The following is a 16,630-nucleotide window of genomic DNA, read 5'->3' as shown; positions in this document are numbered from 1 at the left end:
CCGGAGCCGGTATCCATTCAGAGATCGTAATACCACGGTGCCACAAGCGCGAAGGTGATGGTCACCACCAGCACCAGCGGAAAGCCGGCACGGATAAAATCCCTGAAGCTGTAATGGCCCGGCCCCATGACCATGAGATTGGTCTGATAGCCGATCGGCGTGGCAAAGGAGCAGTTGGCCGCATAGATGACGGCGGCGGCAAAGGCTTCCGGTGGCGCGCCGACCTGACGCGCCATGTTGATGGCGATCGGGATGAACAGCGCGGCGGCGGCATTGTTGGACAGGAGATTGGTAAGGATCGCCACGGTGATGAACAGGATGGTGATCACCACCGGCGCCGAGGCACCGCCACTGAGATCGACCACGGTTTCGGCAATCAGCTTTGCCCCGCCGGTCGCCTCCAGCGCCGTCGCCATGCCGATCGAGGCGCCGATCAACAGGAAGATCTGCCGGTCAAAGGCGCGGGCTGCCTGCTGCAATGTGAGGCAGCCAAACGCCACCATCAGCACCGCGCCGGCAACCGCATTGACGGCGATCGGCGAAATACCGGTTGCCGACAGCACCACGATGGCAAGAAAGATCAGTGCCGCCAGAATGGACTTGTCGCGCGGCGGCACCGGTTCTGCGGAATGTTCCAGCAGCAGCACATCATGATTGCCGCGGGTGCTGGCGAAATCTTCCTCCGTACCGCCAAGCAACAATGTGTCGCCTGCCTCCAGCCGGATATAGGTCAGCGGAATGCGGCCCATGCGCGATTTTCGCCGGACCCCGAATACAGTGACATTGAAACGCGCCTGAATGCCACTGAAACGTACAGTGCGGCCCTCAAACATCGACCCCGGTGCAACCACCGCCTCGGCCAGATGATAGCGCGGACCCGCCTTGCGCGGATCACGCGGCAGCGAGCCATCAGGCGGGGCAGTCAGGTCGAATTCGCTCTTGGCGATCAGATCCATGAAGCCCTTTCGGGTTCCGATCAGCTGCAGCCGGTCGCCCGGCGCCAGAACGAGGCTGTCATCATAAGGCGGCAGGAGCGTGGTGCCATCCGCCCGCGTCAGCACATGCAGCGCCATCGGCGCGAGATCAGGAAAAAAGCCCGAGCGCGGCCGCTCGCCAATAAAGCGGCTATTGGGCAGAATGACCAGGTCGCCGACAAATTGCGTGCCATCGGTATCCTCGGCAGGCTTGACCTCCGCCTTGCGCCCCGACAGCACCCGCGGCATGACAAGAAGCACATAGAGATAGCCGACCACCGCCAGAATGACGCCCATGCCGGTGATCGAGAAAAAACCCATCTTCACGCCGAGCTGGTTGGCAAGACCGACAGCAATCATATTGGTCGACGAACCGATCATCGTCGTCATGCCACCCAAAATGGTGACGAAGGAAAGCGGCATGAAGATCTGGTAGGGCGACAGGCGGTAGCGCGCGGCCAGCGATGTCAGTACCGGGATGAAGATCACCACCACCGGCGTATTGTTGAGGAAGGCGGAAGTAACGCCAACCACGACGAGGATCACCACGACGGCAAGCTTCGGATTGCCGCGATTCATCCGCCCGATGACATCGGCAACCCCTTCCAGCGCATCGGTGGCGAAAAGCCCCTTGCCGACGATCAGCAGCGCCAGAACGGTCACCAGTGCTGGCGATGAAAACCCGGCCAGCAATTGATCGATGGAAAGAACCGCGCCGCTGCCCGACGTGTAGGGAAAGGTGCCGAACAGAACCAGAAGCGCCGACAAGATGCCCAGCGACACGACCTCGATGGAAAAACGGTCAACCGCAAAGGCAATCACAGCGCCCGCGATAATGACAAAAGTGAGTATCAGATGGATCGAATCCATGAAAACAAATGGCCCCAGAAAGCGGAACGGAATGAAAAGTAGAAATTCAATATAATGACTTATGCACTCGCCAGCGCTGAAATGTAAACTCCCCCGGGACGGGTCACCAGCGGGTGACACCTGTCAAATCTGACACAGCTGCGCAGTCTTTGCACCTGCTGAAATGATCCGGGCCTGATGCGGCGCGGCACAGCCGGTCGCGGCACAGTGTCGCATTTTTGCGTTTTTTATCTTGATAATTATAATCATGTTTGTAAAAAGACCGTACAATAGTTGACCATTAAAATCAGGATTTTCCGATGACTATCGTCAAAGCCCGCCATTTGGGGGCGGCCGTCGCTTTGCTTCTCGCCGGACCGGCGCTCGCCGACCCGATCACCTTCACCGACCAGGAAAACCGGACGGTAACGCTGGATGAACCGGCAAGCCGCATCGCTTCGATCCCGATCCCGATGGCCTCGACGCTGATTGCCATTGACGGCGGCACCGACAGGCTGGTCGGCATGAACCCTTCAGCCAAGCAGGCGATCATGGACGGTATTCTCGGCAAGATCTTCCCTGAGGCAAAGGATATTCCCTCCGATATCACGGCCCCGAATTTCATCCCGAATGTCGAGGAACTGGCGGCGACCAATCCTGATCTGGTGATCCAGTGGGCCGATCGCGGCCCTGATTATGTCGATCCGATCACCAATGCCGGCATGACCGCGATGCTGATTTCCTACGGCACCGAAGAAAAGGCCCGCGCCTATATGACGATGACGGCCGAAGCCATGGGCAAGCCCGAGCGCATCGCCCCGCTGATCGACTGGCGCGAAGAGGTGGCATCCGACATCAAGTCGAAGACAGAGGGCCTTGGCGACAGCGACCGGCCGAAAGTGCTCTATCTGCTGCGCGCCATGGACGGCATCAAGGCCTCGGGCACCGAAGGCAACTATAATGCCTGGTATATCGATCTTGCCGGTGGCCAGAATGCCGCGGCCGATCTTGTCGGCAATGGCGTGACCATCAATCCAGAGCAGATCGCCAGCTGGAATCCGGATGTGATCCTGCTCAACAATTTCGAAAGCGACATATCCCCGGAGCGGATCTACTCCGATCCGATCCTTTCACTCACCAATGCCGCCCAGAACCACAAGGTCTATCGCATGCCGCTCGGCGGCTATCGCTGGGATCCGCCGAACCAGGAAAGTCCGCTGACCTGGATGTGGCTGGCCGATATTCTGCATCCCGAACTCTTTGACTTTGACCTGCGCTCCGAGATGAAGACGGCCTACAAGACCATCTATGACTATGATCTGAGCGATGAGGATATCGACCAGATCCTGTGGATGGACCTGAATGCAGGTGCCGCCAATTACGATCAGTTCAAGAGCCGGTCATGACCGATATTTCAGCCGGGTCGCGCAACTTCCGTGCGGCCGGCTCCCTGCGCATCGGCCTCTTTGCCACCATGGTGATCGCTCTTGTTGCTGCGATGATCTTTGCCATCGGCGCGGGACGCTTTGCAGTCTCGCCGGCAAGGATCGCCGAGATCGTCCTGACCTGGATTGCCGATCCCTCAGCCCCGCTTGAAACGATCGATCAGCGCATCGTCCTTCTGGTGCGCATGCCGCGCGTGCTGCTCGCCGCCGTCACCGGGGCGGCGCTCGGGGTCGGCGGGGCCGCGCTTCAGGGCGTGTTCCGCAATCCGCTGGTCTCCCAGCAGGTGCTGGGCATCAGCCAGGGGGCGGCCTTTGGCGGTGCGCTTTCCATTCTCGTCGGCTTTTCCGGCGTCACGCTGCTCGGCATTGCCTTCTTCTTCGGCCTTGCCGCTCTCGTCATGGTCGGGCTTCTCGCCCGCATCAACGGACGCACCGAGGTGGTCACCGTCATTCTGTCGGGCATGGTGATCGGCGCACTGTTTGCCGCCCTCGTCTCCGTCGTCCAGTTCGTTGCCGATCCCAATACATCGCTGCCCGCAATCGTCTACTGGCTGATGGGCTCGTTCTCGACGGCCACCTGGCCGCGTCTCTTCCTCGGCCTGCCCGGCCTTGTGATTGGCATGGCTGTGATCTTCCTGTTCCGCTACCGGCTGAACCTTCTGGCGCTGGAAGATACCGAAGCCCGCTCGCTCGGCGTCAATCCGGATCGCGAGCGCTGGATCATCTTCATTGCAACAGCGCTGACAACAGCGACCTCCGTTGCCGTTGCCGGGATCATCGGCTGGATCGGCCTCGTCATTCCGCATGCGGCGCGCATTCTCGTCGGCGAGGATCATCGCGTGCTGATCCCTGCATCGGCCATACTGGGTGCGGCCTATCTGACCTTCATCGACACGCTGGCACGCACGCTGACAGCTGCAGAAATCCCGCTTGGCGTGCTGACGGCACTGATTGGCGCACCGGTTTTCGGCCTGCTTCTGCGCCGGCATTTTTCAAAGGCGGAACGGCCATGATCGGGCTCGACAATGCCAGTGTCGCCTTCGGCGCCAAAACCATCTTCGCAAATGTCAGCTTCACGCTTCCGGTTGGCCGGTCCATGGCGGTTCTCGGGCCCAATGGCCGCGGCAAGACCACGCTTTTGCGCGCCCTGCTCGGTTTCCAGCCGCTGAAGGAGGGTAAACGCCGGGCCCCGAAAATCGCCGGCTATGTACCGCAGCACGGGGCGTCGGCTGCAAAGCTCTCCGGTCTCGATGTCGTGGTGATGGGCCATGCCGCACGGATCGGCCTGTTTGGCCAACCGGGAGGCGAAGATATTGAAGCGGCCCGCCAGGCGCTTGAAACCGTGGGCGCATCAAAGCTCGCCGCGCTGCGCTATGACCGGATGTCGGGCGGCCAGCGGCAGATGATCCTGATTGCCCGCGCGCTCGCAACCGGTTCCGAGGCGCTGATTTTCGATGAACCGACCTCGGCGCTTGACCTCGGCAATCAGGCCAAAACCCTCGATCTTCTGAACCTTTTGCGGGCCCGCCGTGACAAGGCGATCCTGTTTACCACCCATGACCCCAACCACGCACTGGCGGCGGCCGATGACGTGCTGCTGATGATGCCTGACGGGCACGAGCGCTTCGGCACGGTGGACGAGATGATCCAGCCGGAACCGCTATCGGCGCTTTACGATGTGACGATGCGCTGGGTCGATGTCGAAGGCGATGATGGCGGCAAACGCCGCGCCATTGTTCCGGCCTTTGCCGGAAGGGAACACTGAACATGCCCGTTCTTTATCTGCAATCGGCCCATGAGGGCCCCTCCGCCACCTTCCGCCAGGCCGCCGCCGATGGCCGGCTCACCATCATCACACAGGAAGCGTTTTCAGCAGCGCATCTTGAAAGCCATTCCGGCCTGATCACCGGCAATCAGCTCGATCAGGATGCCATGCTGGCCTTCAAACCGGCGCTTGAGGCCTTTCTGGCGCGCGGCGGCCGCTGGTTTTTCAACGGGCTGATGGTGCGCCCTCTTGTCGATGGCATGGCGCAGCATCGCTCGATCGCCCATCCTAAGCGCGCCGATTTCGATCTTGCCGCGATCAATCCGCATCCGATTTTCGAGGATATCGATCTGAAAGCGATCGAAACCAATAAGGGGGTTGCCGGCTTTTACGGGCGCGGCTGCAACCCATTGCCCGACGGGGCCATTGCCATCAATGGCCTCGGCCCTAAGGCTGTTCCGGTCGACTGGGTCTGGCCGCGCGAAGATGGCGGCCGGATCTTCTCCCATGCCGGCAATGATCTTTCCACCATGGGGCAGGAAACCGGCCTGCCGCCGCTTCTGGCAGAGCGCATCATCACCTGGGCGCAAGGCGGCGCCTGCATCGATACGGATGCCGTGCAGCCCGCAACGCCACTGGAAGAACTGCCAATCGCCAAAGCCGAGACCTTTGGCGGCCATAGCAGCAATAGCCACGCAGGCAGGCGTCTCGTTGCAGCCTCCTCCGGCACTTATTATCATATCCGCAGCCTTGAAGGTCCGGCCTTCGGCGATGCGTTTGACGTAATCACCACGCCCGAGGCGCTTAGCGAAACGCTTCAGCCCGGCGACGTGCTCTGGGTGCCATGCCGCACACCGGCCAGGCGCATGATGGCACAGCGTGCCGTGATTGACCGTCATCTTGATGCCGGCGGAACCGTGATCGCGCTTGGCGAGAGCCAGTCACAGCTGTTCCTGCCGGAAATCGCCTTCACGCCGACACCGACAAACTGGTGGTGGTGGCTTGATCCCGAGGCCGATCTCGGCGTCTCGATCACCCAGCCTGATCATCCGCTGATGCGCGGTATTCAAAACCGCGATGTCACCTGGCACCTGCATGGCTGGTTCACGCCCCCGGAAGGCGCGGACGTGCTGGCGAAGGATGGCGAGGGGCGGGCGATCTTCTACATCGATACGGTTTCCACCAATGGCCGGATGATCGTCTCCTCGCTTGATCCGATGTTTCACCACGGCTCGCATTTCATGCCGGCAACGACCCGGTTTCTCGATCGCTTCATTCCCAATCTGAAAGCCTTCATCCATGCATGACACCATCACCGTTTGCGAAAACGGCACTGAACTGACGTTTTCTTTCGATGACATCCTGGCCTATCACGGCGGCGGCTTTCCCGGTGGCGTTGTCCACGGGCTGAAGGCCATGCAGGCCGCCTTCCCGCTGCTCAGCGAAACACCGCCGGAGCGGCGTGAAATCGAAATCCTCACCGCCTTTACCGGCCCCGGCGGCCGCGATGCCCTGGAAATGGTAACCCGCGCCCTCACCGATGGCCGCCTGACGGTCAAACGCGAGCTCGGCGGCCGCGACGTGATCTCCGATCCGCCCGGCCCCTATCTTTTCCGCTTCAGCTATCGCGGCAAAACCGCTGAAGCCGTCATCAAACCGGGACATGTGCTGGAAGAATTCGTCACGCTCGGCGCGAAAAAGGACAAGAGCGCGGATGAAATCGCACGTCACGAAAATTTGAAGCGCGAGATGGCAGAGCGGCTCCTCCCGCTTGCAGCAGACGCGATCTACACCGCAAGGCTGTTGTGAGGCCGAAACCACCCTTCACCTTGCCTTTGATCAAGACCACAAGGCCAGCGCCGCGGCGCTGGCTTTTTCATTGTCAAGATCCGCGGCGCCACAGGGATGTAAGCGGTAACTTTCATTATTGCAGCCTTTACTAAATTAGCCTGAGCTGCTTTATTTTTGCCTATTTTCTTTTCTAGAGCAAAAATGCGGCAGGGGTCTCACCACGGGCCGCATCACTAAGGACAGACAACAAAGGACAACGGAATGGCGGACTTATTGTTCCGCGCCGACCGGAAAAGACGGTGCGCGTTCCGAACAGTCGATCAACGCATAAGGATTTATTTACCCTGTTTCTCTTATCCTCTTCTCGGCGGCTGGTTCGCCACCTTCGAGTAATGCGTAGAGAGTTTTGCGACGTGGCGTTGAACAACAGCGAAAACCCGGAACGGTCCCGAAAAGCAAAAGGCGGTTTGCTTGGCCTTGCTGCTGCAGCATCTGCTTTCATCGTGGTTGGTGGTGCCTTCATCACCATCGCGGCAGCGCCCGTGCTGATGGGCAGCGTCGCGGGGCGCGGCAATGAAACAGCCGGCCTGTCACGCCTGATGATTGCCCCGTCCTTCCGCGCGCCTGAACGCGCCCAGAGCGATAAATCGGCACGCCTGATCGCCGCCCGCTCGGGACAGGACCGTGCCGGCGGCCTGACGGCAGACGATATTCGCACCTCTGCGCTCCATCAACGCCTTGAGCAATTCGGCAAGATTGCCCTTGCCAATCTCCAGCGCGACATCATCAATAAGCAGGTTGAGGAAAACAGCGCCGCCGTGCAGGTCGCCCTTGCCAGCCCGCCGCCGGAACTTCAGCCCAAGCCCGCAGCCAGCAGAACCATTGCACAGAGCAGACCCGCCGCGCGCCCAGCGACGAAGGCAGAACCTGTGACGGCAGCATCGGCGCTTGTTGCCAGCGCCGATACCGGCACCGATGCCGGAAACGCCTTCAAGCTGGTGCTGCAGGGCGCTGACAAGAACCGCATGGCGCCGGGTGAGGTCCCCGTACCCGAGCCGCGTCCTGCCGGAACGGCTCTGGCCTATGCCGCGCTCAAGACCGACAGTCTCGGCACGCTCTTCAACGCCGTGCCTGAAACGACCTCCAAGGTCGCCGTCTACGATATCTCCACTGCAAAGGTCTATATGCCCGACGGCAGCGTTCTCGAGGCGCATTCCGGTCGCGGCAAATATCGCGATAACCCGGATTATACCCATCTGAAGATGGCTGGCGCCGTGCCGGCAGCAACCTACAAGCTGACCTTGCGCGAATCGCTGTTCCACGGCGTTCAGGCACTGCGCATGACCTCGGTCGATGGCACCGATCCGCTTGGCCGCACAGGACTTTTGGCGCACACCTATATGCTGTCAACGCCCGGCGATTCCCACGGTTGCCTTGTGTTCAAGAACTATAACAAGTTCCTCGAGGCCTTCCAAAAGAACAAGGTCGATTACATCGTCGCGGTGCCAAGCCTGCAGAAGGGCATGCTGGCGCAACTGACCCGCCGCACGGTCTGACCATCTCCATGCCTTTCGAACAGGGCGCCGCCCGAAGCCGGGCAGCGCCCTTTGTTTGTTGAACGTTGCCGCCGCGCGCATCTCCCGCTCACATTTTCGGGTTTTCGGGATCATCGTCCCGGCAGAAGCGCAGATGTAAAAAAGCCCGCCAGTGGCGGGCCTTCAGACTGCTGACAAAGCCATTCAGATCGCTTGTTTGAGGTGGAATAGCCTCCCCCTCCGTCGTCATCCCCGTGCTTGTCACGGGGATCCAGTTTCATAAGGCATTGAATAAACAGTTTTTTCTTCGCACAGACGCGCGTTGACTGGATACCTGTGGACCAAGCACAGGCATGATGTCAGTGAAGGGGGTGAGGTTCGTCAACAAACAGAAGGCCCGCCAGTGGCGGGCCTAGAAGACAAATGTGCCGGATCAGACAGAAGGATCAGAAATCCCAGTCCTCATCCTCGGTCGCAACAGCCTTACCGATGACATAGGATGAACCCGAGCCGGAGAAGAAGTCGTGGTTTTCATCGGCATTGGGGGAAAGCGCGGAGAGAATCGCCGGATTGACCTTGCAGGCCTCAGCCGGGAACAGTGCTTCATAACCGAGATTCATCAGCGCCTTGTTGGCATTATAATGCAGGAAGGCCTTCACGTCCTCGGTCAGGCCGACACTGTCATAGAGCGCCTCGGTATATTTGGATTCGATCTCATAGAGTTCGAACAGCAGGGAGAAGGCGAAATCCTTGATTGCCTGCTGCTCGGCCTCGCTGACCTTCTTCAGGCCCTGCTGGAACTTGTAGCCGATATAATAGCCATGCACAGCCTCGTCACGGATGATGAGACGGATAAGATCGGCGGTATTGGTCAGCTTGGCGCGGCTCGACCAGTACATCGGCAGATAGAAGCCCGAATAGAACAGGAAGCTTTCCAGAAAGACGCTGGCGACCTTCTTGCGCAGCGGATCACCGGCACGATATTCCGACAGGACGAGCTTGGATTTTTCCTGCAGGAAGGCATTTTCCTCCGACCAGCGATAGGCATCATCCACCTCGGCCATGGAGCAGAGCGTGGAGAAGATCGAGGAATAGGAGCGGGCATGGACCGCTTCCATGAAGGAGATGTTCGACAGCACCGCCTCTTCATGCGGGGTCACCGCATCGGGCATCAGCGTGATCGAACCAACCGTGTTCTGGATCGTGTCGAGCAGCGTCAGACCGGTGAAAACGCGGATGGTGAGCTGCTGCTCGTTTTCCTTCAACGTCGCCCAGGAAGGAATGTCGTTGGACAGCGGCACCTTTTCCGGCAGCCAGAAATTGCCGGTCAGCCGGTTCCAGACCTCAAGGTCCTTGTCATCCTCGATGCGGTTCCAGTTAACCGCGCGGATGCCAGCTGTAGGTTTGACCTGAAAATTCATGATTTCTCTCCGTCAATCAGGTCTTACAGGCTGCAGGAAACGCAGCCTTCAACCTCGGTGCCCGAAAGCGCCATCTGACGCAGGCGGATGTAATAGATGGTCTTGATGCCCTTCTTCCAGGCGTAGATCTGCGCCTTGTTGACATCGCGCGTGGTCGCGGTGTCGCGGAAGAACAGCGTCAGCGACAGACCCTGATCGACATGCTGGGTGGCTGCCGCATAGGTGTCGATGATCTTTTCCGGCCCGATCTCATAGGCATCCTGATAATAATCGAGATTATCGTTCGACATGAACGGCGCCGGGTAATAAACGCGGCCGATCTTGCCTTCCTTGCGGATCTCGATCTTCGAGACGATCGGATGGATCGAGGCGGTCGAATTGTTGATATAGGAGATCGATCCCGTCGGCGGCACAGCCTGGAGGTTGCGGTTGTAAAGCCCGCCCGCCATGACATCGGCCTTCAGCTGTTCCCAGTCAGCGCGCGTCGGCAGTTCAATGCCGGCCTTTTCAAACAGCGCCCGCACGGTTTCGGTCGCCGGCGCCCAGTCCTGCTCGGTATATTTGTCGAAATATTCACCGCTGGCATATTTCGAATTCTCAAACCCCGAAAAGCTGACGCCGCGTTCAACGGCGATGCGGTTCGAGGCCTTGAGCGCGTGATAGGTCACGGCATAGAAATACATATTGGTGAAGTCGACGCCTTCTTCCGAGCCGTAATAAATGCGCTCGCGGGCGAGGAAGCCATGCAGGTTCATCTGGCCAAGGCCGATGGCGTGGCTTTCATCATTGCCCTTCTCGACGGAGGGAACCGAGGAAATGTGGCTCATGTCGGAAACGGCGGTCAAGGCGCGAATGGCGGTATCGACGGTTTTGCCAAAGTCGGGCGTGTCCATGGCCATGGCAATGTTCATCGAGCCGAGATTGCAGGAAATATCCTTGCCCATATGCTTGTAGGACAGGTCGTCGTCGAATTCCGAAGCTTCCGAGACCTGCAGGATTTCCGAGCAGAGATTGCTCATCGAAATCCGGCCGGCAACCGGATTGGCGCGGTTCACCGTGTCTTCGAACATGATGTAGGGATAGCCGCTTTCAAACTGAAGTTCGGCCAGCGTCTGGAAAAAGGCGCGGGCATTGATCTTCTTCTTGCGGATCTCGGGATTGTCGACCATCTCGCGATATTTCTCGGAGACCGAGATCTCGGTCATCGCCTGGCCGTAAACCCGTTCGACGTCATAGGGCGAGAACAGATACATGTCCTCGTTGTTGCGGGCGAGTTCGAAGGTGATATCGGGAATGACGACGCCGAGCGACAGCGTCTTGATGCGGATCTTCTCATCGGCATTTTCGCGCTTGGTATCGAGGAAGCGCATGATATCGGGGTGGTGGGCGTTGAGATAGACCGCCCCCGCGCCCTGGCGCGCGCCAAGCTGGTTGGCGTAGGAGAATGAGTCTTCCAGAAGCTTCATCACCGGAATGACGCCGGAAGACTGGTTCTCGATCTTCTTGATCGGCGCACCGGCCTCGCGGATATTGGTGAGCGACAGCGCAACACCGCCGCCGCGCTTGGACAGCTGCAGCGCCGAATTGATCGAGCGGCCGATGCTCTCCATATTGTCTTCGACGCGCAGCAGGAAGCAGGAGACCAGCTCGCCGCGGCTCTTCTTGCCGGCATTGAGGAATGTCGGCGTTGCCGGCTGGAACCGGCCCGACAGCATTTCATCGACCAACGCGCGCGCCAGCTCTTCATTGCCAGCGGCAAGCGACATGGCGACCATGCAGACGCGGTCTTCATAGCGCTCGAGATAGCGCTTTCCGTCAAAGGTCTTCAGCGTATAGGCGGTGTAATATTTGAAGGCGCCGAGGAAGGTCTGGAAGCGGAACTTCTTGTCATAGGCGTAATCATAGAGATCGCGGACGAAATTGAAGGCATACTGATCCAGCACCTCCTGCTCGTAATAGCCCTCATCGACCAGATAATCGAGCTTTTCGCGAAGGTTATGGAAAAACACCGTATTCTGGTTCACATGCTGCAGAAAATACTGCTTCGCCGCCATCCGGTCCTTGTCGAACTGGATATGACCGTTTTCATCATAGAGGTTCAGCATGGCGTTGAGCGCATGGTAATCGAGCGTCGTGCCCTGCGGCTTGGCGGTCTTTTCCGTGCGCTTGGGCGCTTCGGCGCGGCTTGCCGTCGTCAGTTCTGCCGTTTCCAAAATTCTTCCAGTCCCTGTCTGACGTTGATCACATCCTCCTGCGTTCCCAAAAGCTCGAAACGGTAGAGGTACGGCACCTGGCATTTCTTTGCGATGATATCGCCGGCTATGCCAAAGGTTTCGCCGAAGTTTGAATTGCCGGCCGCGATCACACCCTTGATGTAAGCGCGATTTTCCGGCTTGTTCAGAAATTGGATGACGGGCTTGGGCACAGCGCCCCGCCCGTCTCCGCCGGCATAGGTGGGGACCACCAGCACATAAGGCTCTTCGACAGCGCTTGTCTCTCCCTGCGGCGGCAGGCGCTTTGCCTTCAGCCCGGTCTTCTCGACGAAGCGATGGGTATTGCCCGTAGCGCTGGAATAATAGACGAGAAGCCCCGCCATTGCCGTTCCCCGATCTGCCGTTTCACTTTTATCAGGCGAGCGTGCCGATCATGTCGGGACGGAAACCGGACCAGTGCTGCTCACCGGCAACCACGACCGGAACCTGGCGATAGCCCATGCCGACGACATAGTCATAGGCGTCACTGTCAACCGAAACGTCGATGATTTCGTAATCCAGGCCCTTTCGCTCCAGCGCGCGGGTGGTGGCGTTGCACTGCACACAGGCCGGCTTCGAATAGACAGTGATCTTCATTTCGTCCTCGCAAATTTAATGCATCAACAAGCGGTGACCGTCTTGAATGGCGGTTGTCCCGAACCCGGCAACAGACCACACGCTGAGCGCGATCACGCTTCATGCTGCAAGCCCATCCCCGGCATTGTCCAATCACTCCAAGGCCCGTCCTGAGCCACGCAAAAGGCGGCAGAAACCCGCAGGCGGAGAACCGAAACTCGCTACCGCCTGAAAAAGACCGCCGCACACATCACAAAGGGAAGCTGGTGGCCATACAAGGTTACGCTGGGACGAATCGACAGGAACCATCGACAACACAAGATATCGTAATACGTCGGCCTCAGACGTCAACATATTGTTTTAGCGATTATCAGATTTCGCACAGTTCGGTAACAGGGAGATGAATTTTGGCGATTACGGGTTGAAATGTCCCAACCGCTTCCTGCCCCTTCAGAAAAGGGTTTCGAATCACCTGACGGGTAAATTAAACCTGCATGGCAGGGACTTGATTTCCGTCACGCCCCGTTTTCGCTCCACACCCCGGCCCCGTTCCAGCGACCACAGGTTGAACCCACAAAAGGAGCGCAAAAATCCTCCTTTTCCACGTGGCCAAGGATATCTCTGCCATGACGTGACCCAGCTTGCTCATTGCGACAGGTCCCGCCGATACGCCGCTTGACAGGCAGGCGGGCGGTGTTTTTATAGCCGCCAGTCGAGGGGCCGCGCTTTCCCGACAAAACGGCCTGAGACTGGCTCCCTTTCCCACGGACCGCTATCGGGTGTTTCCCTTTCCGAGGATTGAAACCATGAACGCAGACGCACTGCCGAAGATCTTTGATGGCCATAATGATTTCATGCTGCGGATCCTATCGCGCGCCATCACGATCGATCAGGCGATAGAGGGGGTCGAAAGCGGCCAGATCGACCTGCCGCGCGCGGTCTCCGGCGGCTTCGGCGGCGGGTTTTTCGCCATCTGGGTGCCGTCGCGCGCCACGGGCGGCCGCTCCAGCAGCGAGGCCATGGCCGGGCTGCGCTATGACGTGCCGCTGCCGCCCATGGTCGAATGGGCAGACGCCATCAAGACCGTGATCGGTGAGATCGCCATTTTCCGCCGCCTTGAGACTGCCGGCATGATCATCGGCTGCACCACCACGGCCGAGATCCGCGCTACGCTTGAAACCGACCGGCTGGCCGCCATCCTGCATCTAGAAGGGGCGGAAGCCATTGATCCGGAATTCGACACGCTGGAAACACTTTATGCGGCCGGGCTGCGCTCACTCGGCCCCGTCTGGAGCCGGCCGACCATCTTTGCCCATGGCGTGCCCTTCCGCTTCCCGTCCACCGGCGACACCGGACCGGGTCTAACCGATCTTGGCAAGGAACTGGTGCGCCAGTGCAACCGGCTGAAGATCATGCTCGACATGTCGCATCTGAACGAGAAGGGCTTTGACGACGTCGCCGCCATCACCGATGCGCCGATCGTCGCCACCCATTCCAATGCCCATGCGGTCTCACCGCATGCCCGCAACCTGACCGACCGTCAGCTTGATGTGATTGCCGAAAGCGACGGCATGGTCGGGCTCAACTTCGCCACCGCCTTCCTGCGCCCGGATGGCCGCATGGTCTCCGAAACGCCGCTGGAGGTGATGCTGCGCCATCTCGATCATCTGATTGACCGTCTTGGCGAGGACCGCGTCGGATTCGGCTCGGATTTCGACGGCGCCATGGTGCCGAATGCGATCGGCGATGTCGCCGGCCTGCCGAAACTGCGCACGGCGATGAAGGCGCATGGCTATGATGACGCACTGATGAAGAAGCTGTGCCAGGACAACTGGCTGCGGGTGCTGGCCAAGAGCTGGGGCGAGGCCTGAAGCCCCGCCGCACGCCTTACGGATCGCCATGCACCCGTCGCCCATCGACAAAAACACGGGCAATATTGGCGCGGCTTGCGGTGTAGACGATCTTCTGCAAAATCCCTTCGCCGGTATCAAGCCCGTCAAACAGGCGGATCGTCCCCTTATCGGCGCTTGTATCGACCACCACAGCATCGAAACGATAGCCGGGCTCGAACCGTCCGACCGGCAGATCCAGCGCTTCGGCACCGCCGGCGGTCGCGACATGGAAGGCATGGCGGAAATCGATCCGCGCCGGCGCGCCGCTTGCCCGCTTGTCCGGGCTTAAATCCGGGTCCACGCCGGTTTCCAGCATGCGCGACGCCATGACGGCAGCACGGGCATTTTCCAGCATGAAGGCGCTGGGCCCGCCGGAAATATCTGTCCCCAGCCCGACATGAACCCCCTTTTCCAGCGCCCGGCGCAGCGGAAAGACCGCCCCGGCAAAATAGGCGTTGGAAAGCGGGCAATGGGCAACGCCCGCACCGCGTTCCTGCACCCGGTCCATATCGGCAGGCGACATCAGGTTGGAATGGGCCAGCATGGTCTTGCGCGTCAAAAGGCCAAAACGGTCAAGGCTTTCGGTATCGCTGACACCGTGCCGTTCCAACACGTAACCATGCTCCCAGTCGCTCTCCGAACAGTGGGTCTGAATATGGCAGTCACATTCGCCTGCCAGCTTTCCAAGCCCTTCCAGCGCCGCATCGCTGCAGGCCGGCACGAAACGAGGGGTGACAACGGGCAGAACCCGGTTTTCGCGATTTTCAGGGTGATTGCGGATGTAGTCGATCAGCCGCCGCGTGCCGGCAATGGCGGCCTCAGAAGAGGCATCGCGGTAGAAATCAGGGCAGCTTTCGGCATTATCCATTGCCACCTTGCCGACCAACGCACGCTGGCCCTTCTCGATGCAAAGATCAGCCAGCAACTCGGTCGCTTCCGCATGCACTGTGGCGAAATAGAGCGCTGTCGTAGTGCCGCCTGCAATCAGATCATCAACCAGCAGGCCATAGGCCTGTCTGGCGAAGTCAAGATCGGCATAGCGCGCCTCAAGCGGGAAGGTATAGGTCTGAAGCCAGACCTCCAGCGGCACGTCCAGTGCATTGCCGAGCTGGGGATATTGCGGCGCATGAACATGGCAATCGACAAAGCCCGGAAGCAGATACTGCCCCTGCCCCAGCCGTTCCAACCGGCCCGACGCTTTTGCTGCGGCCAGCCGGGCGGCATAGTCGGGCGCATCCGGCCGCGTTACCGCAGTGATCACGCCCTGGCCGTCAATGGCGATCAGCACCTTGTCCAGTACGTCCACCGCGCCGGCGACGGGGGCATGAAAACCATCGGCGAGAATGAAGCCTCCGCACAGATCCATCGCTCTCAGTCCTCGTCTTCCGGGTCACGTATCGGCTTGCCCCATACACCGAACTGGCGCAACACCACGCCGTAGACGATCAGCGTGCCCAGCGCCATGCCGAACCAGGTGATGATGTAGCTCAAATGCGCGTTGCGGAAGGACACCACCGTCAGCCCGCCGATCGGATAGGTTCCCGGATTGGGCGTGTTGTCGGCATCGATGAAATAGGGCGCGACGTCGGACAGACCCTTGGCACTGGCAATCGCACCGACGTCACGGCGGTACCAGCGGCCCTGATCCGGCTTGTTGTCCTGCGAAAACAGCCAGCCATGGTCTTCAGACATGCGCAGAAGCCCCGTCACGGTCGTCTCGCCCGATACCGGTTCGCGGGTCGAAGGATCGCGCTTTTCCTCCGGCACATAGCCGCGATTGATCATCACGATCGTGCCGTCATCGCGTTTCAGCGGCGTCATGACGAAATAGCCCGGGCCGAGCGAGGTCGAGTAATAGACCTGCACCTCATCATCATTCAGAAAAGTGCCATGCACCGTGACATGACGGTAGCTGTCCTTTTCACTGGTGATCCCGGCCCATTCCGCCTTGCCAGGTGCAGGCACGGCCGGTGCTGTAACACGGGCATCAACGCGGGCGATCAGGTCCAGCTTCCACTGCAGCCGATAGATCTGCCAGATACCAAGGCTTGCGAAAACCGCGAAGAAGAAGGCGGCCAGAAGCGTGGCAACAGCGATGCGACGGCGGTTGTTGATGCTGGCAGACATAAG

The 16,630-nt window shown here is 59.6% G+C and carries 14 protein-coding genes; 7 read left to right on the top strand and 7 right to left on the bottom strand.

All coding sequences use genetic code 11. The features are described 5' to 3' along the window. Positions 1 to 17: 17 nt before the first annotated feature. On the bottom strand, positions 18 to 1,844 hold the full coding sequence (locus tag FJU08_RS17300) for an SLC13 family permease (RefSeq protein ID WP_141150279.1): 1,827 nt from the start codon (positions 1,842 to 1,844) through the stop codon (positions 18 to 20). Between the two features lie 299 nt (positions 1,845 to 2,143). Between FJU08_RS17300 and FJU08_RS17295 the strand changes: the two genes are divergently transcribed. From FJU08_RS17295 to FJU08_RS17270, 6 genes are all read left to right on the top strand, one after another. Beyond that, entirely contained in the window at positions 2,144 to 3,229 is a 1,086-nt protein-coding gene (locus FJU08_RS17295) for an ABC transporter substrate-binding protein (RefSeq protein WP_141150278.1), read from the top strand. Further along, entirely contained in the window at positions 3,226 to 4,281 is a 1,056-nt protein-coding gene (locus tag FJU08_RS17290) for a FecCD family ABC transporter permease (RefSeq protein WP_141150277.1), read from the top strand. The genes FJU08_RS17295 and FJU08_RS17290 overlap by 4 nt, the downstream gene beginning before the upstream one ends. After that, positions 4,278 to 5,033: an ABC transporter ATP-binding protein gene (locus tag FJU08_RS17285; protein WP_141150276.1), complete on the top strand. Its 756-nt coding sequence runs from the start codon at positions 4,278 to 4,280 to the stop codon at positions 5,031 to 5,033. The genes FJU08_RS17290 and FJU08_RS17285 overlap by 4 nt, the downstream gene beginning before the upstream one ends. A gap of 2 nt (positions 5,034 to 5,035) precedes the next feature. Further along, positions 5,036 to 6,340, top strand: a complete 1,305-nt coding sequence (locus FJU08_RS23085) for a hypothetical protein (protein WP_235890780.1) — start codon at positions 5,036 to 5,038, stop codon at positions 6,338 to 6,340. Then, on the top strand, positions 6,333 to 6,842 hold the full coding sequence (locus FJU08_RS17275; RefSeq protein ID WP_141150275.1) for a hypothetical protein: 510 nt from the start codon (positions 6,333 to 6,335) through the stop codon (positions 6,840 to 6,842). Before FJU08_RS23085 ends, FJU08_RS17275 begins: the two co-directional genes overlap by 8 nt. A 395-nt stretch (positions 6,843 to 7,237) precedes the next feature. Continuing rightward, the gene (locus tag FJU08_RS17270) at positions 7,238 to 8,380 is read left to right on the top strand and encodes a tlde1 domain-containing protein (protein WP_235890778.1); all 1,143 of its coding nucleotides are present in this window, start codon (positions 7,238 to 7,240) and stop codon (positions 8,378 to 8,380) included. A gap of 425 nt (positions 8,381 to 8,805) precedes the next feature. On the opposite strand, the gene nrdF is transcribed toward FJU08_RS17270, so the two are convergent. From nrdF to nrdH, 4 genes are read right to left on the bottom strand one after another with little or no spacing between them, the layout of a single operon-like run. Further along, the gene (nrdF, locus tag FJU08_RS17265) at positions 8,806 to 9,780 is read right to left on the bottom strand and encodes a class 1b ribonucleoside-diphosphate reductase subunit beta (RefSeq protein WP_141150273.1); all 975 of its coding nucleotides are present in this window, start codon (positions 9,778 to 9,780) and stop codon (positions 8,806 to 8,808) included. 23 nt (positions 9,781 to 9,803) lie between these two features. Further along, positions 9,804 to 11,978, bottom strand: coding sequence for a class 1b ribonucleoside-diphosphate reductase subunit alpha (gene nrdE / locus FJU08_RS17260; protein ID WP_407943721.1), 2,175 nt, complete (start codon positions 11,976 to 11,978; stop codon positions 9,804 to 9,806). Further along, complete coding sequence (gene nrdI, locus FJU08_RS17255; protein ID WP_141150271.1) at positions 11,975 to 12,376, bottom strand: class Ib ribonucleoside-diphosphate reductase assembly flavoprotein NrdI; 402 nt, start codon at positions 12,374 to 12,376, stop codon at positions 11,975 to 11,977. Before nrdI ends, nrdE begins: the two co-directional genes overlap by 4 nt. Before the next feature lie 31 nt (positions 12,377 to 12,407). Continuing rightward, positions 12,408 to 12,629: a glutaredoxin-like protein NrdH gene (gene nrdH / locus FJU08_RS17250; protein WP_141150270.1), complete on the bottom strand. Its 222-nt coding sequence runs from the start codon at positions 12,627 to 12,629 to the stop codon at positions 12,408 to 12,410. A gap of 785 nt (positions 12,630 to 13,414) precedes the next feature. Between nrdH and FJU08_RS17245 the strand changes: the two genes are divergently transcribed. Continuing rightward, positions 13,415 to 14,479 (top strand): dipeptidase, encoded by a 1,065-nt coding sequence (locus tag FJU08_RS17245; protein WP_141150269.1) that lies wholly within the window; start codon positions 13,415 to 13,417, stop codon positions 14,477 to 14,479. Between the two features lie 16 nt (positions 14,480 to 14,495). Here FJU08_RS17245 and guaD read toward each other — a convergent pair whose 3' ends face one another. Together guaD and FJU08_RS17235 are read right to left on the bottom strand one after the other, a co-directional pair. Beyond that, positions 14,496 to 15,866 (bottom strand): guanine deaminase, encoded by a 1,371-nt coding sequence (gene guaD, locus FJU08_RS17240; protein ID WP_141150268.1) that lies wholly within the window; start codon positions 15,864 to 15,866, stop codon positions 14,496 to 14,498. Between the two features lie 5 nt (positions 15,867 to 15,871). Continuing rightward, positions 15,872 to 16,627, bottom strand: coding sequence for an SURF1 family protein (locus FJU08_RS17235; protein WP_141150267.1), 756 nt, complete (start codon positions 16,625 to 16,627; stop codon positions 15,872 to 15,874). Between the last annotated feature and the right edge of the window lie 3 nt (positions 16,628 to 16,630).

It is taken from the genome of Martelella alba (genome assembly GCF_006516955.1).
Lineage (GTDB): Bacteria > Pseudomonadota > Alphaproteobacteria > Rhizobiales > Rhizobiaceae > Martelella > Martelella alba.
Note: the sequence above shows the minus strand (reverse complement) of the source record. Positions and strands in the feature narration are given on the sequence as shown.

Coding starts and splice junctions, on each gene's coding strand:
- FJU08_RS17285 (WP_141150276.1), top strand. CDS start 4,278: ATGATCGGGCTCGACAATGCCAGTGTCGCCTTCGGCGCCAAAACCATC.
- FJU08_RS17275 (WP_141150275.1), top strand. CDS start 6,333: ATGCATGACACCATCACCGTTTGCGAAAACGGCACTGAACTGACGTTT.
- guaD (WP_141150268.1), bottom strand. CDS start 15,866: ATGGATCTGTGCGGAGGCTTCATTCTCGCCGATGGTTTTCATGCCCCC.
- nrdH (WP_141150270.1), bottom strand. CDS start 12,629: ATGAAGATCACTGTCTATTCGAAGCCGGCCTGTGTGCAGTGCAACGCC.
- FJU08_RS17295 (WP_141150278.1), top strand. CDS start 2,144: ATGACTATCGTCAAAGCCCGCCATTTGGGGGCGGCCGTCGCTTTGCTT.
- FJU08_RS17245 (WP_141150269.1), top strand. CDS start 13,415: ATGAACGCAGACGCACTGCCGAAGATCTTTGATGGCCATAATGATTTC.
- FJU08_RS17235 (WP_141150267.1), bottom strand. CDS start 16,627: ATGTCTGCCAGCATCAACAACCGCCGTCGCATCGCTGTTGCCACGCTT.
- FJU08_RS23085 (WP_235890780.1), top strand. CDS start 5,036: ATGCCCGTTCTTTATCTGCAATCGGCCCATGAGGGCCCCTCCGCCACC.
- nrdF (WP_141150273.1), bottom strand. CDS start 9,780: ATGAATTTTCAGGTCAAACCTACAGCTGGCATCCGCGCGGTTAACTGG.
- FJU08_RS17300 (WP_141150279.1), bottom strand. CDS start 1,844: ATGGATTCGATCCATCTGATACTCACTTTTGTCATTATCGCGGGCGCT.
- FJU08_RS17290 (WP_141150277.1), top strand. CDS start 3,226: ATGACCGATATTTCAGCCGGGTCGCGCAACTTCCGTGCGGCCGGCTCC.
- nrdI (WP_141150271.1), bottom strand. CDS start 12,376: ATGGCGGGGCTTCTCGTCTATTATTCCAGCGCTACGGGCAATACCCAT.